Below are 25,816 nucleotides of genomic sequence, written 5' to 3' on the forward strand. Positions count from 1 at the left end.
GCGTCCGAGGCGCGGCAGGTCCGGCGGGCCGTGGCGAACGGCCGCTGGGCCCGCCTCACTCCGGCAGCCGCGCCAGTGCCGCCGCCGCTGCCGCCGCGAGCCGGGGGTGGGCCCGGGCCTCGCTCAGCACCGGGCGGGCCCGCGCGTCGCCCAGGGCGCCGAGTCCCTCCACGCAGGCGAGGGCGATCTTGCCGTAGGGGTCGTGCGGGGCGAGCCTGCGGCGCAGGGTGGTGATCAGCGCCGGGGCCGACTCGGGGGCGCGCAGCTCCGTGAGCAGCCGCACCGGGTGGAGGGCGTAGGCGACGCGGAGTTCGTTCGTCGCGAGGGCCGCTGCCGCGCGGGCGGTGCGCGGGTCGCCGAGGCGGGCCAGGGCGTGGGCCGCGGCGGCGCAGCGCGGCGGATCGCGGTGGTTGAGGAAGAGGACGAGCGACTCGAAGGCCCTGCGGTCGCCGGCGACACCGAGCCGCACCGCCGCCAACTCCCGCGCCCACAGCGGGCGGCCGGGGGAGACCAGCACCTCGGCCAGCTCGTCGAGGTCGCCGGTCGCGGCCAGCTTCTCGTACTCCCGCGAGGCCCCCGCCTCACGGCGTAAACGCTCCACCACCGTGCGCAACTCCTCATCCATGGCCGCGAGCCTAAGCCTTGCGCGCCGGTCGCGACGTAGATCACAGGGATCGGGGATCCGGACGGGCTGGCGCGCTCGTTACCCGGCGGTTAATCTCATGTGAGCGGGGCACACTCCCCGTGAGCACCTCCTCATGACGGCCTGGTGACGCAGCCGTCATGGATGCACGTCGGTTCGGTACCGCGGACATCCCGGATCTTTCCGGTTGTCCGCCCCAGTACGGCATGGCTCCGGGACAGAGCCGGCCGGCCTCACCGGGCGTGGGCGCAGCGACGCCGCCCGGACACGACACCCGCCTTCCCGCACGCCCCGCGACAGTCACGTGTCCGCGTGCGCCCCTCAGTCGTCACTCTCTTACCAGGAGTCCACACATGGACACTCCCCTGAACACGGTCGCCGTCATCGGTCTGGGCACCATGGGCACCGGAATCGCCGAGGTCCTGGCCCGCGCGGGCCGCGAGGTCATCGGCATCGACATCAGCCAGGCGGCGGCCACGCGGGCGGTGGCGTCCCTGGAGGCCTCCACCGCGCGGGCCGTGCGCCGCGAGAAGCTCACCGACGAGGAGCGGCGCGACGTCCTCGCCCGGTTCCGCACCTTCACCGACCCCCGGGCCGCGGCCGAGGCCGATCTGGTGATCGAGGTTGTCCCGGAGTCGTACGAGATCAAGCAGCAGGTCATCCGGGAGCTGGACGGTGTGGTGCGTCCCGAGACGATCATCGCGACCGGCACCAACGCGCTGTCCGTGACCCGGCTCGCCGCGGAATCGGCGCGCCCCGAGCGCGTGTTGGGCCTGCACTTCTTCAACCCGGCGCCCGCGATGAAGCTCGTCGAGGTCGTCTCGTCCGTGCTGACCTCCCCCGCCGCCGTCGCCTCGGTGACCGAGCTGGCGCAGGCCCTCGGCAAGGAGCCCGTCGCGGTCGGCGACCGGCCCGGCTTCGTCGCCGACGGGCTGCTCTTCGGCTACCTCAACCAGGCCGCAGCGATGTACGAGGCGAAGTACGCCTCCCGCGAGGACATCGACGCGGCGATGCGGCTGGGCTGCGGCCTGCCGATGGGTCCGCTCGCGCTGCTCGACCTGATCGGCGTGGACACCGCCCGCACCGTCCTCGAGGCCATGTACGCCGAGTCGCACGACCGGCTGCACGCGCCCGCCCCGATCCTCAAGCAGCTCAGCGAGGCCGGCCTGACCGGCCGCAAGGCGGGCCGAGGCTTCTACACCTACGCCGCGCCCGGCAGCGCGGACGTGGTGCCCGACGCCCTGACCCCGCTCGCGGGCGAGGGGCGCGTCGAGGGCCGCCCGGTGCGCTCCGTGGGCGTCGCCGGTTCGGGGACGATGGCGTCCGGCATCGCGGAGGTCTTCGCCAAGGCCGGTTACGACGTGGTCCTCGCCGCCCGCACCGACGAGAAGGCGCAGACGGCCAAGGCCCGGATCGGCAAGTCCCTCGCGCGCTCCGTGGACAAGGGAAGGATGACGGCCGAGGCCGCCGCCCTGACGCTGGAGCGGATCACCCCGGCCGGTTCCTACGAGGCGTTCGCCGACGTGGACCTGGCGCTGGAGGCCGTCGCCGAGGACCTGGAGGTCAAGCAGCAGCTCTTCCAGGCGCTCGACAAGGTCTGCAAGCCCGGCGCGATCCTCGCGACCACGACGTCCTCGTTGCCGGTGGTGGCCTGCGCCCGCGCCACCACGCGCCCGCGCGACGTGATCGGCATGCACTTCTTCAACCCGGCCCCGGCGATGAAGCTGGTCGAGGTGGTCCGCACCGTGCTGACCGCGGACGACGTGCACGCCACGGTCCGCGAGGTGTGCGCACGCGTCCGCAAGCACCCGGTGGACTGCGGCGACCGCGCCGGCTTCATCGTGAACGCGCTGCTGTTCCCCTACCTCAACAACGCGATCAAGATGGTCCAGGAGCACTACGCCTCGCTCGACGACATCGACGCCGCGATGAAGCTCGGCGGCGGCTACCCCATGGGGCCCTTCGAGCTCCTGGACGTCGTCGGCCTGGATGTCTCGCTGGCCATCGAGAAGGTGCTGCACCGCGAGTTCCGCGACCCGGGGCTGGCCCCCGCGCCGCTGCTCGAACACCTGGTGGCCGCGGGCTGCCTCGGCCGCAAGACGGGCCGTGGCTTCCGCGAATATGCCCGGCGCTGAGCCGGCCGGAGGGCGGCTGGGGGCGCGGGCGGACTGGGGCGGGCTGCTCGGGCCTCCGGGCGGCCCCGTCCCTCCGGAGCACCGCACCGCGCGTATGCAGTACGTTCGTGGCATGTCCAAGGCCGCCAAGACCTCGCGCACGCCCGCCACGCCCGACGCCCCGGAGAGCGCCGCGGGCAGCCGCGCCGCCGCCCAACGGCTCAAGATGCGCAGGGAGCTGGCGGCCGCGGCCATGGAGCTGTTCGCGACCAAGGGGTACGAGGCGACGACGGTCGACGAGATCGCCGCGGCCGCCGGCGTCGCCCGCCGGACCTTCTTCCGGCACTTCCGCTCCAAGGAAGAGGCGATCTTCCCGGACCACGACGACACCCTGATCCGCGCGGAGGCGGTGCTCAACGCGGCGCCCCCGCACGAGCACCCGCTGGACACGGTGTGCCGCGGCATCAAGGAGGTCATGAAGATGTACGCGGCCTCCCCCGCGGTCTCCGTGGAGCGCTACCGCCTCACCCGCGAGGTCCCCACGCTCCGCGAGCGCGAGATCGCCTCGGTGGCCCGCTACGAGAGGCTGTTCACCCGCTATCTCCTCGGCCACTTCGACGAGCACGCGCACCACGACGGCAACGACGACCCGCTGCTCGCCGAGGTGGCGGCCTCCGCGGTGGTCACCGCCCACAACCACGTCCTGCGGCGCTGGCTGCGGGCGGGCGGGCAGGGCGACGTGGAGAGCCAGCTGGACCACGCCTTCGCGATCGTGCGGCGCACCTTCGGCACGGGCATCGGCGCCGGGCGCGACACCCTGCCCCCGGCGGGCGCGCCGACGGCGTCCGTCCACGGTGAGGTCCTGGTCACGGTGGCACGGACGGACGCCCCGCTGGACGAGGTCATGCGGACCATCGAGAAGGCGCTCAGAGAGCGCGCGTCTTAGCCCTTTTTCGCCTAGTTCGTCCTGAGCTTTTGAGGGGCCGCTACCGGCTGGTAGCGGCCCCTTCGCCATGTCGCCACCCCCTCTGACCTGCACTGATCGATCATCGGTCAAAAATTAGTGGCACCCAGTGTCTTGCCGACTGGCACGCGGTGCCATACGTTGATGTTGTCCGGGCGGCCGGCGTACAGAGATCCTCCGTACACCGGCTGTCCCCGCAAGCCCCGGCTTGTGCGCCCGGACGCCTGCGTCACAGGCACCTCCCACGCCCCACCAAGGCGTCGCCGAGCACCACCCTTCGCCGAACCGACGGCACACCTCCCCCACACCACCAGCACCCCGACGCAACCCTCAAGCAGCGCTACCGCAGAGCGCTTCTTCGCCGGAGGCAACACCGTGAAGGAAATCCTGGACGCGATCCAGTCGCAGGACGCCAAGTCCGCCGACTTCGCCGCTCTCCCCCTGCCCGACTCGTACCGCGCGATCACCGTGCACAAGGACGAGACGGAGATGTTCGCCGGTCTGGAGACCCGCGAGAAGGACCCGCGCAAGTCGATCCACCTGGACGACGTGCCGGTCCCCGAACTCGGCCCCGGCGAGGCCCTGGTGGCCGTCATGGCCTCCTCCGTGAACTACAACTCCGTGTGGACCTCGATCTTCGAGCCGGTCTCCACCTTCAGCTTCCTGGAGCGCTACGGCCGCCTGAGCGAGCTGACCAAGCGGCACGACCTGCCGTACCACATCATCGGCTCCGACCTGGCGGGCGTGGTGCTGCGCACCGGCCCCGGCGTGAACTCCTGGAAGCCCGGTGACGAGGTCGTCGCGCACTGTCTGAGCGTCGAGCTGGAGTCCTCCGACGGCCACAACGACACGATGCTCGACCCCGAGCAGCGCATCTGGGGCTTCGAGACCAACTTCGGCGGCCTCGCCGAGATCGCGCTCGTCAAGTCCAACCAGCTCATGCCGAAGCCGGACCACCTGAGCTGGGAGGAGGCCGCCTCCCCCGGCCTGGTGAACTCCACCGCCTACCGCCAGCTGGTCTCCCGCAACGGCGCCGCCATGAAGCAGGGCGACAACGTCCTGATCTGGGGCGCGAGCGGCGGACTCGGCTCGTACGCCACGCAGTTCGCGCTGGCCGGCGGCGCCAACCCCATCTGCGTGGTCAGCAGCCCCCAGAAGGCGGAGATCTGCCGCGCCATGGGCGCCGACGCGATCATCGACCGCAACGCAGAGGGCTACAAGTTCTGGAAGGACGAGCGCACCCAGGACCCCAAGGAGTGGAAGCGCTTCGGCAAGCGCATCCGCGAACTCACCGGCGGCGAGGACATCGACATCGTCTTCGAGCACCCCGGCCGCGAGACCTTCGGCGCCTCCGTCTACGTCACCCGCAAGGGCGGCACCATCACCACCTGCGCCTCGACCTCGGGCTACATGCACGAGTACGACAACCGCTACCTGTGGATGTCCCTCAAGCGCATCATCGGCTCCCACTTCGCGAACTACCGCGAGGCGTGGGAGGCCAACCGCCTGATCGCCAAGGGCAAGATCCACCCGACGCTCTCCAAGGTGTACTCCCTGGAGGACACCGGCCAGGCCGCCTACGACGTGCACCGCAACCTCCACCAGGGCAAGGTCGGCGTCCTCGCCCTCGCCCCCCAGGAGGGCCTCGGCGTGCGCAACCCGGAGAAGCGGGCGAAGCACATCGACGCCATCAACCGCTTCCGCAACGTCTGAACGCCCTAAGGAGCAGCGGGACATGACAGAGCGCCAGAAGGACCGGCCGTGGCTCATGCGGACGTACGCCGGTCATTCCACGGCGGAGGCGTCCAACGAGTTGTACCGGCGCAACCTCGCCAAGGGTCAGACGGGCCTGTCGGTCGCGTTCGACCTGCCCACCCAGACCGGCTACGACCCCGACCACATCCTCGCCCGTGGCGAGGTCGGCCGGGTCGGCGTACCGGTCTCCCACCTCGGCGACATGCGACGGCTGTTCCAGGACATCCCCCTGGAGCAGATGAACACCTCGATGACGATCAACGCCACCGCCATGTGGCTGCTGGCGCTCTACCAGGTGGTCGCCGAGGAGCAGGGCGCGGACATCACCAAGCTCCAGGGGACGACGCAGAACGACATCGTCAAGGAGTACCTCTCTCGCGGGACGCACGTCTTCCCGCCGGTGCCCTCCCTGCGCCTGACCACCGACATGATCACGTACACGGTGGCCCACCTCCCCAGGTGGAACCCCATCAACATCTGCAGCTACCACCTCCAGGAGGCGGGGGCCACACCGGTCCAGGAGATCGCGTACGCGATGTCCACCGCCATCGCGGTTCTCGATGCCGTACGCGACTCGGGGCAGGTTCCCGAGGAGAAGTTCGGGGACGTCGTGGCCCGCATCTCCTTCTTTGTGAACGCGGGTGTCCGCTTCATCGAGGAGATGTGCAAGATGCGGGCGTTCAGGCGGATCTGGGATCAGGTCACGCGCGAGCGGTACGGCATCGAGAACCCCAAACAGCGCCGGTTCCGCTACGGCGTGCAGGTCAACTCCCTCGGTCTGACCGAGGCGCAGCCCGAGAACAACGTCCAGCGCATCGTGCTCGAAATGCTGGCCGTCACGCTCTCCAAGGACGCCCGCGCGCGTGCCGTGCAGCTGCCGGCCTGGAACGAGGCGCTGGGGCTGCCGAGGCCCTGGGACCAGCAGTGGTCCCTGCGCATCCAGCAGGTCCTCGCGCACGAGAGCGACCTGCTGGAGTACGAGGACATCTTCGACGGCTCGCACGTCGTGGAGGCCAAGGTCGCCTCCCTGGTCGAGGAGTCCCTCGCGGAGATGGACCGCATCGAGCGGATGGGCGGCGCGATGGCCGCCGTCGAGTCGGGCTACCTGAAGTCCCAGCTCGTCTCCTCGCACGCCGAGCGCCGGGCGCGCATCGAGTCCGGCGAGGAGAAGATCGTCGGCGTGAACTCGTACGAGTCGACCGAACCGAGTCCGCTCACCGCCGACCTGGACGGGGCGATCATGACGGTCGACCCGGCGGTCGAGGCGCGCGTGGTGAGCGCCCTCAAGGACTGGCGCGACAACCGCTACCAGCCGCCGTTCAACCACCCCCGCCCCTGCAAGGCCCTGGAGCGGCTCAAGGAAGTCGCCGCGGGAACGGGCAACCTCATGGAGGCCACCCTGGAGTGCGCGCGCGCCGGCGTGACGACCGGCGAGTGGGCCGGCGCCCTGCGGGAGGTCTTCGGCGAGTTCCGGGCGCCCACGGGCGTCTCCAGCGCTCCGGTCGCCGTCACCGCCGAGGCGGGCACGCCGCTCGCCCTGGTCCGCGAGAAGGTCGCAAAGACGGCCGCGGACCTCGGCGTCGGCAAGCTGCGCTTCCTGGTGGGCAAGCCGGGGCTCGACGGCCACTCCAACGGCGCCGAGCAGATCGCGGTGCGCGCGCGGGACGCCGGCTTCGAGGTGGTCTACCAGGGGATCAGGCTCACGCCCGAGCAGATCGTCGACGCGGCGCTCGCCGAGGACGTGCACGCGGTGGGCCTGTCGATCCTCTCCGGTTCGCACGCCGAACTCGTGCCGGACGTGCTGGTGCGCCTGCGCGAGGCGGGGGCGCGCGACATCCCCGTCATCGCGGGCGGCATCATCCCCCACAGCGACGCCGAGGACCTGCTGGCGGCGGGTGTCGCCGCCGTCTTCACGCCCAAGGACTTCGGCATCACGGAGATCATCGGCCGTATCGTCGACGAGATCCGGAAAGCGAACAAGCTCGACCCTCTGGAGGTCCCCGCATGACCCACCCCGTGAACCGGCTGCGCCCCCGCCGCTCGTGTCTGGCGGTCCCCGGCTCGAACCCGCGCTTCCTGGAGAAGGCCCAGGGCCTGCCGGCCGACCAGGTCTTCCTCGACCTGGAGGACGCCTGCGCGCCGCTCGCCAAGCCGGAGGCCCGGCACACCATCGTCAAGTTCCTCAACGAGGGCGACTGGACGGGCAAGACGCGGGTCGTGCGCGTCAACGACTGGACGACCGAGTGGACCTACCGCGACGTCGTGACCGTCGTCGAGGGCGCGGGCCAGAACCTCGACTGCATCATGCTGCCGAAGGTGCAGACGGCCGATCAGGTCGTCGCCCTCGACCTGCTGCTCACCCAGATCGAGAAGACGGTCGGCCTGGAGGTCGGCAAGATCGGCATCGAGGCGCAGATCGAGAACGCGCGCGGCCTCAACAACGTCAACGCCATCGCCGAGGCCTCCCCGCGCGTGGAGACGATCATTTTCGGCCCGGCCGACTTCATGGCCTCCATCAACATGAAGTCCCTGGTCGTCGGCGAGCAGCCGCCCGGTTACCCCGCGGACGCCTACCACTTCATCCTGATGAAGATCCTGATGGCCGCCCGCGCCAACAACCTCCAGGCGATCGACGGCCCCTACCTCCAGATCAAGAACGTCGACGGCTACCGCGAGGTCGCGAACCGCGCCGCCGCCCTCGGTTTCGACGGCAAGTGGGTCCTGCACCCCGGCCAGGTGGAGGCCGCCAACGAGGTCTTCTCGCCCTCGCAGGAGGACTTCGACCACGCCGAGCTGATCCTGGACGCGTACGAGTACTACACGTCCGAGGCGGGCGGCAAGAAGGGCTCGGCGATGCTCGGCGACGAGATGATCGACGAGGCCAGCCGGAAGATGGCCCTGGTCATCTCCGGGAAGGGCCGTGCGGCCGGAATGACCCGCACGTCCACGTTCGAGGCCCCGGAGGCGTAAGACACCATGCAGTTCGGCCGCACCTACGAAGAGTTCGAAGTCGGCGCCGTGTACAAGCACTGGCCCGGAAAGACGGTCACCGAGTACGACGACCACCTCTTCTGCCTGCTCACCATGAACCATCACCCCCTCCACATGGACAGCAACTACGCGGAGAAGACGACCGACTTCGGCAAGAACGTCGTCGTGGGCAACTACATCTACTCGCTGCTCCTCGGCATGTCCGTGCCCGATGTCTCCGGCAAGGCCATCGCCAACCTGGAGGTCGAGTCGCTCAAGCACGTGGCGCCGACCTTCCACGGCGACACCATCTACGGCGAGACGACCGTCCTGGACAAGACGCCCTCGAAGTCCAAGAGCGACCGCGGGATCGTCCACGTGGAGACCAGGGGCTACAAGCAGGACGGCACCCTGGTCTGCGTGTTCCGCCGCAAGGTGATGGTGCCCACCGAGACGTACATCAAGGAGCGCGGCGGCGAGCAGCCCGGCCGCCCGGAGCCGAAGAGCCAGGAGAAGTAGCCATGAGCCGACTCGCCCAGACCGCCGGTCTCACCGACGTCCAGCAGGAGATCCTGGCCACCGTCCGGGACTTCGTCGACAAGGAGATCATCCCTGTCGCGACCCAGCTCGAACACCGTGACGAGTACCCCCAGCAGATCGTGGACGGCCTCAAGGAGTTGGGCCTGTTCGGCCTGATGATCCCCGAGGAGTACGGCGGTCTGGGCGAGTCGCTGCTCACGTACGCGCTGTGCGTCGAGGAGATCGCGCGTGGCTGGATGTCGGTCTCCGGCATCATCAACACCCACTTCATCGTCGCCTACATGCTCAAGCAGCACGGCACGCAGGAGCAGCGGGAGACCTTCCTGCCCCGGATGGCGGCCGGCGAGGTGCGCGGGGCGTTCTCCATGTCGGAGCCGGGGCTCGGCTCCGATGTGTCGGCCATCACGTCCAAGGGCGTGCGGGACGGCGACGACTACGTCCTGAACGGCCAGAAGATGTGGCTCACCAACGGCGGAACGTCCACTTTGGTGGCTGTTCTGTGCCGAAGTGACGAAGGACACCCCGAGGGCACGGCGCCCCACAAGTCGATGACGACGTTCCTCGTGGAGAAGGAGCCCGGCTTCGGCGAGGTCCGGCCCGGTCTGACCATCCCGGGCAAGATCGACAAGATGGGCTACAAGGGCGTCGACACGACCGAGCTCATCATGGACGACCTGCGAATTCCGGCCAATCGGGTGCTCGGCGGTACCACCGGCCGAGGGTTTTACCAAATGATGGACGGTGTCGAGGTCGGCCGGGTGAATGTCGCGGCACGTGGCTGCGGCGTCGCTCAGCGTGCGTTCGAACTGGGCGTCTCGTATGCCCAGCAACGCCACACTTTCGGCAAGCCGATCGCCCAGCACCAGGCGATTCAGTTCAAGTTGGCCGAGATGGCCACCAAGGTCGAGGCCGCCCATGCGATGATGGTGAACGCGGCACGCAAAAAGGACTCCGGGGAGCGAAACGACCTCGAAGCAGGGATGGCGAAGTACCTCGCCTCCGAGTACTGCAAGGAAGTCGTCGAGGACGCGTTCCGGATTCACGGCGGCTACGGCTTCTCGAAGGAGTACGAGATCGAGCGCCTCTACCGGGAGGCGCCGATGCTGCTGATCGGTGAAGGTACCGCCGAGATCCAGAAAATGATCATTGGTCGTCGACTGCTCGAAGAGTATCGGTTCCAGGGCTAGATGCCCGGTTTGGGGCGTTTTCTTCGCGAGGAAGATCACACCCTGTCAACACTCTTCGGCCGTCGACTCGGCTTCCTCGCTTGCCCAGTTGCGGCTCGCAACCGATACCATCCGGAGAAAGCCGCCGTCCCCCGTATCACCGCGCGGCATCATCCGCTACGAAGGTCATCCATGCCCCACAGCCAAACCTCTGCATCACGCGACGGCATTCTTCAGGGACGCCTTGCTCGCGGAGCATCGCCGTGGCTCCTGCCGACCGTCGCCACCGCGGCACTCAGCCTCGTCCGCGCGCGCCGCTCCAAGGGCGCCGCGGCCGTCGCCGTTCCCGCCACCGCTCTGGCGGCGGGAATGCTGTGGTTCTTCCGCGACCCCGAGCGCGAGATCGCTCAGGGCCGGGTCATCTCCCCCGCCGACGGCGTGGTGCAGAGCATCATGCCGTGGAAGGACGGGCGGACCCGCGTCGCCATCTTCATGAGCCCGCTGAACGTCCACGTCAACCGCGCCCCCCTCGCGGGCACGGTGACGTCCGTGGAACACATCCCCGGCGGGTTCGTCCCGGCGTTCAACAAGGAGAGCGAGAACAACGAGCGCGTTGTCTGGCACTTCGACACCGAGCTCGGCGACATCGAGATGATCCAGATCGCGGGCGCGGTCGCCCGGCGCATCGTGCCCTACGTGCCCCAGGGCACGAAGGTGGAGCAGGGCGAGCGGATCGGCCTGATCCGCTTCGGCTCGCGCGTCGACATCTACCTCCCCGAGGGTGTCGAGGCGGACGTCGAGGTCGGGCAGAAGACCATTGCAGGGGTGACTCGCATTGACCGTGGTTGATCCCGAGACACAGGCCGGCTGGGTGCCGGAGGCGGGGATGCGGGACGACGAGTCCCTCGACGGCGACGAGATGCCGCTGTCCATGCGCCTGTCGATAGCGGACACCCTCACGCTCGGCAACGCCACGTGCGGGTTCATGGCGGTGTACTTCACCACCACGGGCATCCTCATCCCGTATGTCCAGGGCAGCACCGAGAGCGGCATGGCGCGGCACTCCGCCGCGACCGCCGTGATCCTCATGCTCTGCGCGGCCGTCTTCGACCTCTTCGACGGGCTCGTGGCCCGCAAGCTGCGGTCCTCGCCGATGGGCGCCGAGCTGGACAACCTCTCGGACCTGATCAGCTTCGGTCTGGCCCCCGCGTACTTCGTGCTCGTCTACGGCATGGTCGCCGACGACGCGCACCAGCGGGTGGCGGCGGTGGGTGCGATCGTGGTGCTCCTGGCGGTGGTGCTGCGGCTCGCGCGGTTCAGTTGCGTGACCGTGAAGGACGGCACCTTCCAGGGCATGCCCTCGCCCTTCGGGGCGCTGACGGTCGTCTCGATCGTGCTCCTGGAGCTGCCCTTCGTGGCGACGCTCCTCGCGATCATCGGCACGGCGTGGCTCATGGTCAGCCGCGTGGAGTACCCCAAGCCGCGCGGCCCCCTCGCGGTGGCCATGCTCGCGTGGATCGTCGCGGCCATGGGGCTGCTCGCGGCCTGGGCGTTCGACGCGCCGGGCGGCCAGCTGCTCCTGCAGACCGGCTGCGCGCTCCAGGCGGTCCTCGGCGCGGTGATCCCCCTGTTCGCCACGGCCCGCAGGGTGAACAACTTCCGCGACAACCGGCGTGAGGCCCGAGCGGCGCAGTTGCCGTAGCGGCGCCTGTACGTGGCCCAGGGGGGCCTGAACCGTATGGTTCAGGCCCCCTTCGCGTACCGTCAGCCCCCGGTGCTGTACCCCTTCGCCGCCGGTGACGCGCTCGGCGCGCGGACCACCTTCATGCCGCCCGTCGCCTTCTTGTCCGGCCGGAGGATCACGCTCTCCCTGGACGAGGGGGCCTTCGGGTCGGTGAAGTCCTGGGTGACGCCGAAGCCGGAGTCGAACGAGTCCAGGGTCAGCAGCGCCTTGCCGACGCCCTCGCGCGTGAGGTCCTTGTCCTCGCACGCCTTCTTCAGTGCCTCCCCGAAGACGGAGGCCGCCGTCCAGCCCGCGACGACGCCGTTGTCGAGGGAGTCCTTCGGGTGGGCCTTGCGGTAGTCGGCGACGAGCTTCTTCGCCGCGGCCGTGTCCGCGCCGATGGGCAGGGTGGGCGAGGCGACGTAGTAGTTCTTCTCCAGGGCGGGCCCGGACTGCGTGGCCAGGAGCTGCGGGGCGAACGCCGAGTTGTTGCCGATGACCGGGACGTCGAAGCGGCCCGCCGCGGCGACGCCGACCAGGGACGCCGCCTGGCGCGGGCCCGCGCTGACCACGACGCCCTTGACGCCGGCCTTCTTCAGGGCGGAGACCTGGGCGGTCATGTCGTTGTCCGTCGGTTTGATCTTCTGCTCGACGACCGTGAGGCCCGCCTTCTCCGCCATGTGCTTCGAGCCCTTCAGGGCGCTCTCGCCGTAGTCGCCCTCGAAGTAGACGTGCCCGAGCTTGTCGCCCTTCTTGAGGCCCTTCTCCTTCATCAGGAAGTCGATCGCGTTGATCGTCTCCAGGTCGTACGTGGAGCCGATGACCCGTACGTACGGGTCGCCGAGCAGGTTCGCCGACCAGGCCTGGGGCAGCACCAGGCCTTTGTCGCCGGCGATGCGCTGCTTGACGGCGGCCACGAACGGCGAGCCGATGAACTGGGCGAAGCCGAGCACCTTCGGCTCCAGCTCGGTGTAGGCGGCGACGGCCTTCTGCGGGTCGTAGCCGTGGTCGCGGACGGTCAGCTTCAGCTTGTGGCCGCAGATGCCGCCGTCCTCGTTGGTCTGGTCGACGTAGAGCTGCTGGGCCTGGGTGACGCTCTTGCCGAGGGTGGCGTAGACGCCGGTCATGTCGGTGAGCACGCCCAGGTTGATGGTCCTGCCGGAGATGCCCTCGCCGGTCTTGACCCCGCCGGCCGCCTTTTCGCCGTCGTCGCCGTCCTGGGCCTTGGAACTGCACGCCGCGAGGGCGAGGAGGGCGGCGAGCGCGGTGGCGGCCGCCGTGGCCCTGGTCAGTGCGTTCATGCTGTCTCCCCTGGAGTGCCTGAAGTAGCTGGAGTGCCGGAAGTAGCTGGAGTGGCTGGAGTGTCTGGCGTGGGTTTGTCGCGTCGGGCGGCGAGCCGGACCAGGCCGCCGGGCAGGAAGAGGACCACCGCCACGACGGCGGCGCCGTACAGGTACCGGGACGCCTCGCCCGGTGAGACCCCGCCGGCGCCCGGGGCCGAGACGAGGGGCAGCGCGTCGCTGTAGCGGGTCAGCAGCTGCGGCAGCAGGGAGACCAGGGCAGCGCCCGCGACCGCGCCGGAGACCGAGCCGAGGCCACCGATGACGATCATGGCGAGGTACTCCAGGGAGAGCGTCATGCCGAAGTAGTCGGGCACGGTCCGCTGGAAGACCAGGGCGAGCAGCACCCCGGCGAGGCCCGCGTACATCGACGACAGGACGAAGACGCCGGCGCGGTAGCGGGCCACCGGGACGCCGATGACACCGGCGGCGACGCGGTGGTCGCGGATGGCGTTCATGGCGCGTCCGGGGCGCCCGCGCAGCACTCCCCCGGCGAACAGCCCGCAGCCCAGGAGCAGCACGAGACCGGCGTACCAGAGCTTCTCGGCGGAGCCGAACGGCACGGCGGCGACGACGGTCTCGCTCTCGTCGAAGGTGAGGCCGAAGAGGCGCAGGGGCGGTACGTCACGCCCCGTGGAGCCGCCGGTCAGGTCGTGGGAGTTGAACAGCACGTGCTGCCCGATGAAGATCAGCGCGAGGGTGGCGATGCCGAGGTAGGCGCCGCGCAGGCGGCCCGCGATGGGGCTGAAGAGCCCGCCCGCGAGCCCGGAGAGGGCCACCGCGAGCACGGCGGCGAGCCCCGTCGGCAGCCCCAGCCCCGTCAGGCCGTCGCCGCCGTCCCCGGCGAGGACGCAGTAGCCGTAGGCGCCGACGGCGAGGAAGAAGGCGTGCCCCATGGAGAGCTGGCCGGTCGCGCCGGTGAGGAGGTTGATGCCGATCGCGCCGATGGCCGCGGCCATCGCGAACAGGCCCGCCTGGAGCCAGAAGCGGTCCAGGTAGAAGGGCAGGGCGAGCAGCAGGAGGGTGCCGGCCGCCCAGAGGTACGTACGGCGGTCGACGGCCGGGGCGCGGCGGCGGGAGCGCGTCGCGGGGGTGTGGGTGTCAGACACGGGCGAGTTCCTTCGTGCCGAAGAGCCCGGCGGGCCGGATGAGCAGGATCACGGTCATCACCAGATAGGGCGCGAGGTCGCCGAGGCCGCGGCCGAGGAAGGTCAGCTCGCTCTGGTAGCCGGTGGCGAGGGACTCGGTGACGCCGACGACGAGGCCGCCGACGAGGGCGCCGGTGGTGGAGTCCAGGCCGCCGAGGATCGCGGCGGGGAAGGCCTTCAGGGCGGCCAGCGAGGTCGCGCGCTCCAGGCCCGGTGTGGGGAAGACCGTGAGGAAGAGCGCGGCCACGGCGGCCAGCGCGCCCGCCACGGCCCACGCGCCGAGCGAGACGCGGCCGAGGCGTACGCCCATCAGGGCGGCGGTCTCGGGGCTCTCGGCGGCGGCGCGCATGGCCACGCCCCAGGAGGTGTGGCGGAAGGCGAGCAGGAAGGCGGTGATGAGCAGGGCCGCCGCGACGAACGCGGCGATCCGGGTGTGGGCGAGGGAGATCGGGCCGAGGCTCAGCACGTCGTCGCCCCAGGGGTCGCCGAGCGGCAGGACGTCGGTGCCCAGGCGCCGGGTCAGCTCGGTGGTCAGCAGGATGTCGACGCCGATGGTGACGATGGCGAGCACGCTGGGGTCGGTGCCCCGGTAGCGGCGTATGACGAGGAACTCGACGGCCGCGCCGACCACGGCGGCGCCCGCGACGCCGACGAGCAGCGCCGGCCAGAAGCCGAGGTCGTCGTGGAGGGAGGCGGTGAGGTAGCCGCCCGCGAGGAGCAGGGAGGCGTGGGCGAAGTTCACCACCTCGGTGGCGCGGAAGATGACGACGAAGCCGAGGGCGATGAGGGCGTAGACGGAGCCCATCGACAGGCCGTTGAGGAGGAGTTCGGTGAAGGTGGTCATGAGCGGGCGCCCCCCTCGTCGGACCGGCCGTCCGGACCGTCGGTGCGGTCGCCCTCGCCGAGGTAGGCGCGGATGACCGCCGGGTCGTTCTGTACGTCGGTGGGGGCGCCGTCGGCGATGCGGCGCCCGAAGTCCAGTACGGTCACCGTGTCCGCGAGCCGCATCACCACCCCCATGTCGTGTTCCACCAGGACGATCGAGATGCCGAGGCTGTCGCGGACGCCCGCGATGACGGCGGCCGTGCGGCGCCGTTCGTCGGCGGTCATGCCCGCGACCGGCTCGTCCAGGAGCAGCAGGCGGGGCTCCATGCACAGGGCGCGGGCCAGTTCGGCGAGTTTGCGCTGACCGTAGGGCAGGGACCCGGCGGGCTGGTCGAGCCGGTGCTCCAGGCCGACGAACGCGGCGATCTCGCGGACGCGTTCGCGGTGGCGGCGCTCCTCGCGGGCAGCGGCGGGAAGCCGCAGCCCGGCGGCGACGAAACCGGTGCGGGTCAGGCGGTGGCGGCCGAGGAGCAGGCTGTCGGCGACCGTGGCGCGCGGCGGCAGGGCGAGGTTCTGGAAGATCCGGGCGACGCCGAGCCCGGCGATCCGGTGCGGGCGCATGCCGGTCAGTTCGTGCGCACCGAAGCGGACGCTGCCGCTGGTGGCGCGGTAGACGCCGGAAAGGACGTTGAAGCACGTCGACTTGCCCGCGCCGTTGGGTCCGATGAGGGCGTGCACGGTGCCGGGGCGGACGGTGAAGCCGACGGCGTCCAGCGCGGTGAGCCCGGCGAAGCGGACGGTCAGGTCGCGCACCTCCAGGGGCGGTACGGGCCGCGCGGTCACCGGCCGGCCGCCCAGCGGGGCAGCGCCGGCAGGGTGCCGAGGCCCCGGTTCGCGTCGGCCGCCGCGTCCTCGTCCACCACGCCGAGGTAGCGGCGGCGCACCTCGTCGGAGGCGGCCAGCTCGTCGGCCGGGCCGGCCAGGGCGACCTCGCCGACGTCGAGGACGTACGCGTGGGAGGCGAGCCGCAGCGCGATCGCGGCGTTCTGCTCCACGAGCAGCACGGAGGTGCCCTGGGCGTTGATCTCCCGGACGGTGTCGGCGATGCGGGCGGCCATCAGCGGGGCGAGGCCGAGGGACGGCTCGTCCAACAGGAGCAGGCGCGGCGCGGCCATCAGGGCCCTGCCGACCGCGAGCATCTGCTGCTCGCCGCCGGACAGCAGCCCCGCGCGCTGGGCGGCGCGCTCGGCGAGGACCGGGAACAGCTCGTGGACGCGGCGCAGGGCGGCCGCCTTGGCGGCGCGTGAGCCGGTGGCGCCGAGCGCCCCGGCGCGCAGGTTGTCGGCGACGGTCATCCGGGCGAACACCTGCCTGCCCTCCGGGACGTGGGAGATGCCGGCGGCCACGACGCGGTCGGGCGCCCACGTGTCGACGCGGGTGCCGTCGAAGTGGACGCTGCCCGAGGTGAGCGTCCCGCCCTGGAAGGCGAGGGTGCGCGAGAGAGCGCGCAGGAGCGTCGACTTGCCCGCGCCGTTGCCGCCGAGCACGGCGACGACGGTGCCGTCCGGCACGTCCAGCGAGACGCGGCGCAGGGCGCGCACGGGGCCGTAGCCGACGGACACCTCCCGTACGGCGAGTCCGGAACCTCGTATGTCGTGACCGCCCACGTACCAGCCCTCCGTTCCGCGCGGCCGGCGGCCGTCGCGTGGCGCTCACCCCAGCACCGCGGGAGCGGCCCGTCCACGGGCAGCGGGGGAAACGCTGCGGGGGACCAGCGGCGGCGCCCCGGCGTTGTGCACGCGCACAACACCGCGTGTCAGGGGCCTGCGGGCGGGGCCCGGCCCGTGGCATCCTCCGCTCCGAGGGCGTCCTGGAGCGTGGCGACGGGAGATCCATGACCGGGTTGGCGGGAGATCAGGACCGGGTGGGCGGGCGGGCGGCGGCCGGGGGCGCGCACGGGCGCAGGCCGCGGACCGGGCACGACTGGAGGCTCCTGAAGGAGGCGTGCACGGCGCTGCTCCCCCGGGTGCCCGAGCTGGTCGACGAGCATCTGCGGCAGCTGTCCGAGCACTCCCCGGTCTTCGGCCGCGTCCTGCCGCACGACGTGCACTGGCGCGAGGCCGAGGAGGCCATGCGGATCGGCATCGAGGCGATCTCGGCGCCGCGGGCCTCACCGCGCCGGGATCTGGAGCACGCGGAGGAGGCGGGCCGGCGCCGGGCCCAGCAGGGCCTGCCGCTGGACCTGTTGGTGCACTCGTACCGCAACGCGGGCTATCTGGTGTGGGACTCGCTCCTGGAAGGGGCGGCGGGCAGGGAACCCGAGAAGCTGGCGGTCCTGATGCGGTCGGCGACGATGGTGTGGTCGGCGGTCGACGCGCAGGCGGCGGTGGCGTCCGACGCGTACCGGGCCACGGAGCTGGAGCTGCGGCGGCGCACCGACGAGCAGTTGCAGGCGCTGCTCGACGCGCTCCTGGAGGGCGACGCGGCGCCGGGGCTCGCGGCGCGCGCGGCGGCCGGTCTCGACCTGCCCGAGCACGGCCCGTACGCGGTGGTGGTGCTGCGCGTGGAGCGGCGGGACGGGCGGGAGGCGTTCCACCGGCAGATCCAGCGGCCGGGGTTCCGTTTCGTCTGGCGGATGCGGACGGACTGCGAGGTCGGGGTGGTCGCGCTCGGCGCGGGTGAGGGGCTCGACGGGCTGGCCCGGCTGCTCGACGGGCGGTGCCCCGGGCCCGGCGGGATCAGCCCCGTGGTGGGAGGTCTGGCCGGCCTCGGCCACGCGCGGCGGCTCGCGGCGCTGGCGCTGCGCACCTGTCCGCCGGACGCGACGGGCATCGTGCGCCTGGACCAGCGGATGCCGTCCGCGCTGGTGGTGAGCCAGCCGGAGCTGGCGGGGCGCCTGGTGGCGGACGTGCTCGGCGAGGTCCTCGCGCTGGAACCGGCCGACCGCGCGGTCCTGTTGGAGACGCTGGAGGCGTGGCTGGCGTGCGAGGGCTCGGCGGGCCGGGCGGCTGCCCGCCTGTACTGCCACCGCAACACGGTCTTCAACCGCCTGCGCCGCCTGGAACAGCTCACGGCCCGCTCGCTGGCCAGACCCAGGGACCTGGTGGAGGTGGCGCTGGCACTGGAGGCGCACCGGCTGACGCCGGGGTAGGCACGCGGTCTATCCCGCGTGCCCCGGCCCGTCGAGCCAGGCCAGCGCGGCCGCCGTCAGCGCGGTGACGCCGGTGGTGAGGGTCGGCTCGACCAGCGGTGCGAAGAACGGCGAGTGGTTCGAGGGGATGTCCCGCTCGAAGGTGCCCGCTCGCCGCGCCGCGATCACCTCGTCGGGGTCGGCGCCGCCGAACAGCCAGTAGCAGAGCGGGACGTGCGGGCCGGCCGAGGTCGCGAAGACGCCGACGTCCTCGCTGCCGGTGACCTGGCCGGGGTCCACGATGCGCTCGTCGCCGAGGACGGCTCCGATCGCCGCCGTCGTCCTGGCGAGGGCGTCGGCGTCGTTCGTCACGACGGGGAACGCCTCGATCTCGGTGATCTCCGGTTCCCGCACCGCCCCGGCCGTGACCGCCTCGCCCTTGATGATCCGCTCGACGGCCGCGAGGATCTTGGTGCGGACCTCGGGCGTGTAGGTACGGATGTTGAGCTGCAGCTCGGCCTCGTCGGGAATGATGTTGTGCTTGGTGCCCGCCCGCAGCGCACCGACCGTGAGCACGGCGGTCTCGCCGCCCGCGATCTCCCGGGACACCACCGTCTGGAGCCGCAGCACGGTGGACGCGGCCATGACGACGGGGTCGACGGTGGTCTCCGGGCGCGAGCCGTGTCCGCCCCTGCCGAACATCCGCACCCGCAGGGCGTCGGTCGCCGCGAAGGCGGGCCCCGCGTGCGCGCCGATCAGACCGGCGGGCAGCGGAGCGACATGCTGGCCGAGGACGACGTCGGGCGTGCCGAACCGCTCGTAGAAGCGGTCCTCGAGCATCTTCTCCGCGCCCCGCCCGACCTCCTCGGCCGGCTGGAAGGCCGCGACGAGCCGGCCGGACCAGTCGGCGCGCGCGTCGGCGAGCAGCTTCAGCGCGCCGATCAGACAGGTCACGTGCATGTCGTGGCCGCAGGCGTGCATCACGCCGTCGGTGCCGGACGCGTACGGCAGCCCGGTGGCCTCCGTCAGCGGGAGGGCGTCCATGTCGGCGCGCAGCAGGACGGTGGGGCCCGGCCCGTTCTCCAGGACGGCGACCACACCCGTGCGGCCCACCCCGGTGGTGACCTCGTACCCGTACGAGGTCGCGCGGCGGGCGACCTCGGCGGCGGTGCGGTGCTCCTCGAAGGACAACTCGGGGTGGGCGTGCAGATCACGGTAGAGGTCGGCGAGGTCGCCCTTGAGGGCGTCGAGGCCGAGCAGGGCGGTCGGAGTCCGTTCGGCGGCGGTCATGTCGCGCTCCTGTCCTGGGGTACGTCCGCCACCCTACGTACGGCCCCCGGCCCCGCCGACGACCCGCGCACCCGGCGCCCGTCCTGGCGCGCCACCGGATCCGCCGGGCCGGCGGGCTCAGACCAGGTAGTCCCGCCCCAGGGTCTCCGCCAGTTCCTCCAGGATGGGGCCCGCCTCCGCGATGCAGCGCGCCACGTCCGGCTCGATGTCCGTGAGGGCGTAGGCGCGGCGGATGCCCGCCTTGCCGAGGGCCTCCGGGGGCAGCGCGAGGCGGCCGCAGACCGCGACGACCTCGATGCCCGCGGCGCGGGCGGCCGCGGCCACCCCGGCGGGCGCCTTGCCGTGCAGCGTCTGCTCGTCCAGCGAGCCCTCGCCGGTGATCACCAGGGTGGCCCGCTCCAGCGCGGGGGCGAACCCCAGGACGTCCAGCATGACCTCGATGCCCGGTCGGAAGCTCGCCCCGAGCCCGACGAGCGCGCCGTAGCCGATGCCGCCCGCGGCGCCCGCGCCCGGTGACTGCGCGTGCTCGGCCGCCTTGGGGCCGATGGCCTTCTCCAGGACCGTGGCGAAGTGGGCGAGCGCCGCGTCGAGCGCGGCGACGTCCTCGGGGCCGGCCCCCTTCTGCGGCCCGTACACGGCGGGCGCGCCCTTCGGCCCGGTCAGCGGGTTGTCGACATCGCTGGCGAGCACGATGTCGACGTCCTTCAGACGCGGGTCCAGGCCCGCCAGATCGGCGGTGGCCAGCTCCTTGAGCGGACCGCCGCCCGGCGCGACGGGCTCGCCGTCGGCGTCCAGGAAGCGCGCGCCGAGCGCGGCCAGCATGCCCGCGCCGCCGTCGGTCGTGGCGCTGCCGCCGACGCCGAAGACGATGCTGCGGGCCCCCGCGTCGAGGGCGGCGCGGATCAGCTCGCCGGAGCCGTACGTGGTGGCGGTGAGCGGCGCGAAGACGCCCTCGGGGAGCAGCTGGAGGCCCGAGGCCTCGGCCATCTCCACCACGGCGGTGCCGTCCTTCAGCGCGTACGCGGCCGTGACCTCGTCGCCGAGCGGCCCCGTGACCCGTACCTCCCGGCGCTCGAAGCCCCCCGCCACGGCCGCGGCGACCGTGCCGTCGCCGCCGTCGGCGACCGGCAGCGCCTCGACCACCACGCCGGGGGCGGCGCGGTGGAGCCCGGCCGTCACCCGCTCGGCGACCTGTACGGCCGTGAGTGAGCCCTTGAACTTGTCCGCGGCGATGAGCACGTGCTGCGCCTGCTCGCGCGCCGTGTGCCGATCACGCCGCGCCTGCTGCTCGCGTCCCGTGGTCCTTGCAGCGTCCGCCACCTTGCGTTCCCCTTGCTTTCGGCCTTGCTCGTGTCAAGGCAGTCGCGCCGCTGCGACCTTAACCGCCGAAGGGGCCGCCTGCCCATGGCCGCCCGCGGAGCGGGACGGCGAAACAGGGGCGAATGGGCGTATCCGCGCCCGTTCGGGGACGGTCGGCGCGAGGCGGGCGACGTGCGGGCGTCGGCGTTACCCTTCCCCGATGACCACTGAGGACTACACCAGGTACATCGCGGGTCTGCCGCGCGTGCTCGTCGGCGCGGCCGCCCTCTTCCGGGACGCGGGGGGCAAGGTCCTTCTCGTCGAGCCCAATTACCGCGAGGGCTGGGCGCTGCCCGGCGGGACCGTCGAGTCCGACGACGGGGAGACGCCCCGCCAGGGGGCGCGCAGGGAGACGGCCGAGGAGATCGGTCTCGACGTCACCCTCGGGCGGCTGCTCGCGGTGGACTGGGTGCCGCCGGCCGGACAGCCGCGGCCGCCGCTGGTGGCCTATCTGTACGACGGCGGGGTGCTGGACGCGGAGCAGCTGAAGGCGATCAGGCTCCAGGAGGCGGAGCTGCTGTCCTGGCGTCTGGTGGCCCCCAAGGAGCTCGCCGGGCTGCTGCCCGACGAGCTGGGCCGGCGTGTCGCCGCCGCGCTCGACGTCCTGGAGCGGGGTGAGGGCACGGTGGAGCTGGAGGACGGCTACCGGGCCGGCTGACCCGGCGCCCGGCCGCCCGTCTCAGAACAGCGCGTCGGCGCCGCCGCCCAGGGCTCCGCCCTCGAAGGCGAGCAGTTGCTGCTTGCGGTCGAGTCCGCCGCCGTAGCCGGTCAGGTTGCCGTTGGCGCCGACGACGCGGTGGCAGGGGACGATGACGCTGATCGGGTTCTTGCCGTTGGCCAGTCCGACCGCGCGGGAGGCGCCGGGCCTGCCGAGGAGCCCGGCGAGTTCGCCGTACGTACGGATCTCGCCGTAGGGGATGCGCAGCAGCTCGTCCCAGACCAGGCGCTGGAACGGCGTGCCGTCGAGCCGCAGCGGCAGGTCGAACTCCTTCAACTCCCCGGCGAAATACGCCTGGAGCTGGCTGATCGCCTCGCCGAAGGGCGCCGGGTCGCGGTCGCCGAAGGTCTCCTGCGCGGGTCGGTGGCGCTGTTCGGTCATGTACAGGCCGCTCAGGACGCCGTCGGTGGCGACGAGGGTGAGCGGCCCGTAGGGGCTGTCGAGGACGGTGTGCAGGCGTTCCATGGTCATGTCCCTTTACGCGGGGATGGAGTTGATCGGGTGGTCGTCGGTGGCCCACAGGTACTGCACCGCGTACGCCCGCCAGGGCCGCCAGGCGGCGGCGCGCGCGGTGAGCGCGGCCGGGGTGTGCGGCAGGCCGAGATCCCGCGCACTGCGCCGGATCCCGAGGTCGGTGGGGAGGAAGGCGTCGGGGTCGCCGAGGGCGCGCATCGCGATGGCCTCGACCGTCCAGGGCCCGAAGCCTGGCAGCTCGGTGAGGCGGGCGCGGGCCTCGCCCCAGTCGCTCTCCGCGCCGAGCCGCAGGCTGCCGTCGGCGAGGTGGCCGACGAGCGTGGTCAGGGTGGTGCGGCGGCTGCGGGGCAGGGCGAGGGCCTCGGGGTCGAGGGCGGCCAGGGCCCGCGGGGCGGGGAAGAGGTGGGTGAGGCCGCCTTCGGGGTCCTCGACTCGCTCGCCGTGCGCGAGCACCAGGCGCGCGGCGTGGGTGCGGGCGGCGGCCGTGGAGACCTGCTGGCCGAGGACGGCCCGCACGGCGAACTCCGCCTCGTCGACGGTGCGCGGCACGCGCCGTCCGGGCGCCTTGTCGACGAGCGGCGCAAGCAGCGGGTCGCCGCGCAGCTGGTCGTCGACGGCGACCGGATCGGCGTCCAGGTCGAGCAGGCGGCGGCAGCGGCTGATGGCGTTGGTCAGGTCGCGCGGGTCGGTCAGGCTCAGCCGGCAGCCGATGTGGTCGGGGTGCGGGGTGAGGGCGACGACTCCGTGCCCGTAGGGCAGGCGCAGGGTCCTGCGGTAGGCGCCGTCGCGCCACTCCTCGACGCCGGGCACGCCGGTCGCGACGAGGTGCCCGAAGAGGTTGTCGGGGTTGAGCGGGGCGCGGAACGGCAGGCGCAGCGAGAGGACGCCCGGCGTCGCGCGGGCCCTTTCCCCGAGCCGCTTCGGGGCGCGGGCGCGCAGCTCGCCGGGGGCGAGGGCGAAGACCTCCCGGACCGTGTCGTTGAAGGTGCGGATCGAGGAGAACCCGGCGGAGAAGGCGATGTCCGCCATCGGCAGCGCGGTCGTCTCGATGAGCAGCCGCGCGGTCTGGGCGCGCTGCGCGCGGGCGAGCGCGAGCGGTCCGGCGCCCAGCTCGGCGAGCAGCTGCCGCTCGACCTGGCGGGCGCTGTAGCCGAGGCGGGCGGCGAGGCCGGGCACGCCCTCGCGGTCGACGACCCCGTCGGCGATGAGGCGCATGGCGCGGGCCACGAGGTCGGCCCGCTGGTTCCACTCGGGCGAGCCGGGCGTGCTGTCCGGGCGGCAGCGCTTGCAGGCGCGGAACCCGGCCTGCTGGCAGGCGGCGGCGCTCGGGTAGAACGTCATGTTCTCGGCCTTCGGCGGCACGACCGGGCAGCTGGGGCGGCAGTAGATGCGGGTGGTGAGGACGGCGGTGTAGAACCAGCCGTCGAAACGGGCGTCCTTCGACCGGACGGCACGTACACACCGCTCGGTGTCGTGGTGCATACGGCGCTCGGTGTCGGGGTGCACGCGGGTCGCGGTGTCGGGGTGCATGCGGGCAAGCATGTCGGATTCCTCCGGGCGTGACTGGCGAGAATCCGACATCTACCTCAGGGGCGCCCTAGGCGTCCTCGGCGGCCAGCGCGGCGGCGAACGCGTCGTGGGCGGCCCGGTCGAAGAGGACGAACCGCACCTCGTCGAAGAGCGCCGGATCGGCGGCCTCCCGCACGGCCTTGACGGCGATGCGGGCCGCGTCGTCCAGCGGCCAGCGGTAGACGCCCGTGGAGATGGCGGGGAAGGCGACGGTGCGCGCCCCCAGCTCGGCGGCGACCCGCAGGGACTCGCGGTGGCAGGAGGCGAGCAGCTCGGAGCGGTCCTGTGACGCGGACCAGACGGGCCCCACGGTGTGGATGACGTGTCCGGCGTCGAGCCGTCCGGCGACGGTGGCCACGGCGTGCCCGGTGGGCAGCCCCTTGCCGTGGGAGGTGGCGCGCAGGCGTCGGCAGGCGGCGAGGATCTCGGGGCCGCCGCGCCGGTGGATGGCGCCGTCGACGCCGCCCCCGCCGAGGAGGGAGGAGTTGGCGGCGTTGACGATGGCGTCGGCGCGCTGGCGCGTGATGTCGCCCTCGACGAGTGTGATGGGCACGGTCACCGGGCTCTCCTCGGGGGACGGTTCAGGCATCGCGCAGCCTCTTCCACACGGCCTTCGCGGCGTTGTGCCCGGACATGCCGTGCACACCGGGGCCCGGCGGCGTCGCGGACGAGCAGAGGAACACCGCCGGGTGCTTGGTCCCGTACGGGAAGAGGGAGGGCTTGGGCCGCAGCAGCAGTTGCAGTCCGCTCGCGGCGCCGCAGGCGATGTCGCCGCCCACGTAGTTGGCGTTGCGTGCGGCGAGTTGGGGCGGGCCCGCCGTGGCGCGGGCGAGGACGCGGTCGCGGAAGCCGGGCGCGAACCGTTCCAGCTGGCGCTCGATCGCGTCGGTCAGGTCCCCGTCCCAGCCGTTCGGCACATGACCGTACGCCCAGAAGACGTGCTTGCCCTCGGGGGCGCGCGAGGGGTCGGCGACACCGGGCTGCACGGTGATCAGGAACGGCGCGTCGGGGGCGCGCCCCGCGCGGGACGCCGCGTGCAGCGCCGCGCCGATCTCCTCCTTGCTCGCGCCGACCTGCACGGTGCCCGCGGCCCGGGCTTCCTCGGCGGTCCAGGGGACGGGGCCGTCGAGGGCGTAGTCGACCTTGAAGACGCTCGCCCCGTAGCGGAAGCCGTCGTAGGCGTTGCCGAGGCCGGCGATGCGGGCGAGCGCGGCCGGGGAGGTGTCGAAGACGTAGGCCCGGGCGGGAGGCAGGTCGTCGAGCCTTCTGACCTCGTAGTCCGTGTGGACGCTGCCGCCGAGGTCCGTCAGGTACGCGGTGAGCGCGTCGGAGAGGGACTGGGAGCCGCCGCGGGCGACCGGCCAGCCCCGGGCGTGCGCGGCCAGCGCGAAGACCATGCCGACGCCGCCGGTGACGATGCCGTCGAGCGGTGCGATGACGTGGGCGACGAGGCCGGCGAACAGGGCGCGGGCCCGCTCGTCGCGAAAGCGCCGCATCAGCCAGGTCGAGGGGGGCAGGCCCACGAGTCCGAAGCGGGCGAGGGTGACCGGGTCGCGGGGCAGCGAACTCATGGGCAGGGACATGAAGTCCCGTAGCAGCGTGTCCCACTTGGGGAGGAAGGGCTTCACCAGGCGGCGGTACGTCCCCGCGTCGCGCGGCCCGAACGAGGCGGCGGTCTCGGCGACGGAGCGGGACAGCACGGCGGCGCTGCCGTCGGGGAAGGGGTGGGCCATGGGCAGCCTCGCGTGCAGCCATTCGAGGCCGTACCGCTCCAAGGGCATGGCGCGGAACGCCGGGGAGTTGACGCCCAGCGGGTGGGCGGCGGAGCAGGGGTCGTGCCGGAACCCGGGCAGGGTCAGCTCCTCGGTGCGCGCCCCGCCCCCCACGGTGCTCCTGGCCTCGAAGACGGCCACGGAGAACCCGCGACGGGCCAGCTCGACGGCGGCGGTCAGCCCGTTCGGCCCCGCGCCCACGACGACGGCATCAAGCATCGACGGCACCTTCGGACTCCTTTGTCAGCCGATGGCCACTGGCGCCCAGGATAGGCCGCGGCGCCGGGGCCATCGCCGCCGCGGCGCCGTTCACGAC

The 25,816-nt window shown here is 72.3% G+C and carries 23 protein-coding genes; 11 read left to right on the forward strand and 12 right to left on the reverse strand.

Annotation, left to right across the window (positions count from 1 at the left end):
* Positions 1 to 55: 55 nt before the first annotated feature.
* Positions 56 to 625: an adenylosuccinate lyase gene (locus tag ABZ385_RS02510; protein WP_358909245.1), complete on the reverse strand. Its 570-nt coding sequence runs from the start codon at positions 623 to 625 to the stop codon at positions 56 to 58.
* A gap of 371 nt (positions 626 to 996) precedes the next feature.
* On the opposite strand from ABZ385_RS02510, the gene ABZ385_RS02515 reads away from it, so the two are divergent.
* The 9 genes from ABZ385_RS02515 (at position 997) to pssA (ending at position 11,854) form a co-directional block, all read left to right on the forward strand.
* The gene (locus tag ABZ385_RS02515; RefSeq protein ID WP_358585388.1) at positions 997 to 2,778 is read left to right on the forward strand and encodes a 3-hydroxybutyryl-CoA dehydrogenase; all 1,782 of its coding nucleotides are present in this window, start codon (positions 997 to 999) and stop codon (positions 2,776 to 2,778) included.
* 94 nt (positions 2,779 to 2,872) lie between these two features.
* Positions 2,873 to 3,703 (forward strand): TetR family transcriptional regulator, encoded by an 831-nt coding sequence (locus ABZ385_RS02520; RefSeq protein WP_358909246.1) that lies wholly within the window; start codon positions 2,873 to 2,875, stop codon positions 3,701 to 3,703.
* Positions 3,704 to 4,096: 393 nt separating this feature from the next.
* On the forward strand, positions 4,097 to 5,434 hold the full coding sequence (ccrA, locus tag ABZ385_RS02525; protein ID WP_358585392.1) for a crotonyl-CoA carboxylase/reductase: 1,338 nt from the start codon (positions 4,097 to 4,099) through the stop codon (positions 5,432 to 5,434).
* A 22-nt stretch (positions 5,435 to 5,456) separates the two neighbouring features.
* Positions 5,457 to 7,484 (forward strand): methylmalonyl-CoA mutase family protein, encoded by a 2,028-nt coding sequence (locus ABZ385_RS02530; RefSeq protein ID WP_358909248.1) that lies wholly within the window; start codon positions 5,457 to 5,459, stop codon positions 7,482 to 7,484.
* The gene (locus ABZ385_RS02535) at positions 7,481 to 8,446 is read left to right on the forward strand and encodes a CoA ester lyase (protein WP_358585396.1); all 966 of its coding nucleotides are present in this window, start codon (positions 7,481 to 7,483) and stop codon (positions 8,444 to 8,446) included. Before ABZ385_RS02530 ends, ABZ385_RS02535 begins: the two co-directional genes overlap by 4 nt.
* A 6-nt stretch (positions 8,447 to 8,452) precedes the next feature.
* On the forward strand, positions 8,453 to 8,965 hold the full coding sequence (locus ABZ385_RS02540; protein ID WP_358585397.1) for a MaoC family dehydratase: 513 nt from the start codon (positions 8,453 to 8,455) through the stop codon (positions 8,963 to 8,965).
* A 2-nt stretch (positions 8,966 to 8,967) separates the two neighbouring features.
* Positions 8,968 to 10,173, forward strand: coding sequence for an acyl-CoA dehydrogenase family protein (locus tag ABZ385_RS02545; RefSeq protein WP_358585399.1), 1,206 nt, complete (start codon positions 8,968 to 8,970; stop codon positions 10,171 to 10,173).
* A gap of 171 nt (positions 10,174 to 10,344) precedes the next feature.
* Entirely contained in the window at positions 10,345 to 11,001 is a 657-nt protein-coding gene (locus ABZ385_RS02550) for a phosphatidylserine decarboxylase (RefSeq protein WP_358585401.1), read from the forward strand.
* Complete coding sequence (gene pssA / locus ABZ385_RS02555) at positions 10,988 to 11,854, forward strand: CDP-diacylglycerol--serine O-phosphatidyltransferase (RefSeq protein WP_358585403.1); 867 nt, start codon at positions 10,988 to 10,990, stop codon at positions 11,852 to 11,854. Before ABZ385_RS02550 ends, pssA begins: the two co-directional genes overlap by 14 nt.
* A gap of 62 nt (positions 11,855 to 11,916) precedes the next feature.
* Here pssA and ABZ385_RS02560 read toward each other — a convergent pair whose 3' ends face one another.
* Genes ABZ385_RS02560 through ABZ385_RS02580 form a run of 5 tightly spaced genes read right to left on the reverse strand, consistent with a single transcriptional unit; the run spans position 11,917 to position 16,840 of the window.
* A complete protein-coding gene (locus ABZ385_RS02560) occupies positions 11,917 to 13,176 on the reverse strand; it encodes an ABC transporter substrate-binding protein (protein WP_358909250.1) in 1,260 nt (419 codons plus the stop codon).
* Entirely contained in the window at positions 13,173 to 14,324 is a 1,152-nt protein-coding gene (locus ABZ385_RS02565) for a branched-chain amino acid ABC transporter permease (protein ID WP_358909251.1), read from the reverse strand. Before ABZ385_RS02565 ends, ABZ385_RS02560 begins: the two co-directional genes overlap by 4 nt.
* Positions 14,317 to 15,207: a branched-chain amino acid ABC transporter permease gene (locus ABZ385_RS02570; protein WP_358697229.1), complete on the reverse strand. Its 891-nt coding sequence runs from the start codon at positions 15,205 to 15,207 to the stop codon at positions 14,317 to 14,319. The genes ABZ385_RS02565 and ABZ385_RS02570 overlap by 8 nt, the downstream gene beginning before the upstream one ends.
* Positions 15,204 to 16,031, reverse strand: a complete 828-nt coding sequence (locus tag ABZ385_RS02575; RefSeq protein ID WP_358585410.1) for an ABC transporter ATP-binding protein — start codon at positions 16,029 to 16,031, stop codon at positions 15,204 to 15,206. Before ABZ385_RS02575 ends, ABZ385_RS02570 begins: the two co-directional genes overlap by 4 nt.
* Positions 16,028 to 16,840, reverse strand: coding sequence for an ABC transporter ATP-binding protein (locus ABZ385_RS02580; protein WP_358585424.1), 813 nt, complete (start codon positions 16,838 to 16,840; stop codon positions 16,028 to 16,030). The genes ABZ385_RS02575 and ABZ385_RS02580 overlap by 4 nt, the downstream gene beginning before the upstream one ends.
* 242 nt (positions 16,841 to 17,082) lie before the next feature.
* On the opposite strand from ABZ385_RS02580, the gene ABZ385_RS02585 reads away from it, so the two are divergent.
* The gene (locus tag ABZ385_RS02585; RefSeq protein WP_358585412.1) at positions 17,083 to 18,339 is read left to right on the forward strand and encodes a helix-turn-helix domain-containing protein; all 1,257 of its coding nucleotides are present in this window, start codon (positions 17,083 to 17,085) and stop codon (positions 18,337 to 18,339) included.
* A 9-nt stretch (positions 18,340 to 18,348) separates the two neighbouring features.
* Here ABZ385_RS02585 and ABZ385_RS02590 read toward each other — a convergent pair whose 3' ends face one another.
* On the reverse strand, positions 18,349 to 19,608 hold the full coding sequence (locus ABZ385_RS02590; RefSeq protein ID WP_358909253.1) for an amidohydrolase: 1,260 nt from the start codon (positions 19,606 to 19,608) through the stop codon (positions 18,349 to 18,351).
* 117 nt (positions 19,609 to 19,725) lie between these two features.
* The gene (locus ABZ385_RS02595; protein WP_358909318.1) at positions 19,726 to 20,847 is read right to left on the reverse strand and encodes a glycerate kinase; all 1,122 of its coding nucleotides are present in this window, start codon (positions 20,845 to 20,847) and stop codon (positions 19,726 to 19,728) included.
* Positions 20,848 to 21,127: 280 nt separating this feature from the next.
* Between ABZ385_RS02595 and ABZ385_RS02600 the strand changes: the two genes are divergently transcribed.
* Positions 21,128 to 21,625: an NUDIX hydrolase gene (locus ABZ385_RS02600; RefSeq protein ID WP_358699683.1), complete on the forward strand. Its 498-nt coding sequence runs from the start codon at positions 21,128 to 21,130 to the stop codon at positions 21,623 to 21,625.
* A 21-nt stretch (positions 21,626 to 21,646) separates the two neighbouring features.
* On the opposite strand, the gene ABZ385_RS02605 is transcribed toward ABZ385_RS02600, so the two are convergent.
* From ABZ385_RS02605 to ABZ385_RS02620, 4 genes are all read right to left on the reverse strand, one after another.
* Positions 21,647 to 22,150 (reverse strand): methylated-DNA--[protein]-cysteine S-methyltransferase, encoded by a 504-nt coding sequence (locus ABZ385_RS02605; protein ID WP_358585418.1) that lies wholly within the window; start codon positions 22,148 to 22,150, stop codon positions 21,647 to 21,649.
* A 12-nt stretch (positions 22,151 to 22,162) separates the two neighbouring features.
* Positions 22,163 to 23,641, reverse strand: a complete 1,479-nt coding sequence (locus ABZ385_RS02610) for an AlkA N-terminal domain-containing protein (protein ID WP_358909320.1) — start codon at positions 23,639 to 23,641, stop codon at positions 22,163 to 22,165.
* 115 nt (positions 23,642 to 23,756) lie between these two features.
* Complete coding sequence (locus ABZ385_RS02615) at positions 23,757 to 24,317, reverse strand: O-acetyl-ADP-ribose deacetylase (protein ID WP_358585420.1); 561 nt, start codon at positions 24,315 to 24,317, stop codon at positions 23,757 to 23,759.
* Positions 24,310 to 25,719 carry an NAD(P)/FAD-dependent oxidoreductase gene (locus ABZ385_RS02620; RefSeq protein WP_358585421.1) on the reverse strand — a complete coding sequence of 470 codons (1,410 nt, stop codon included), beginning with the start codon at positions 25,717 to 25,719 and terminating at the stop codon, positions 24,310 to 24,312. Before ABZ385_RS02620 ends, ABZ385_RS02615 begins: the two co-directional genes overlap by 8 nt.
* Positions 25,720 to 25,816 lie beyond the last annotated feature (97 nt).

The sequence above is a fragment of the Streptomyces sp. NPDC005898 genome (assembly GCF_040629635.1).
GTDB lineage: Bacteria > Actinomycetota > Actinomycetes > Streptomycetales > Streptomycetaceae > Streptomyces.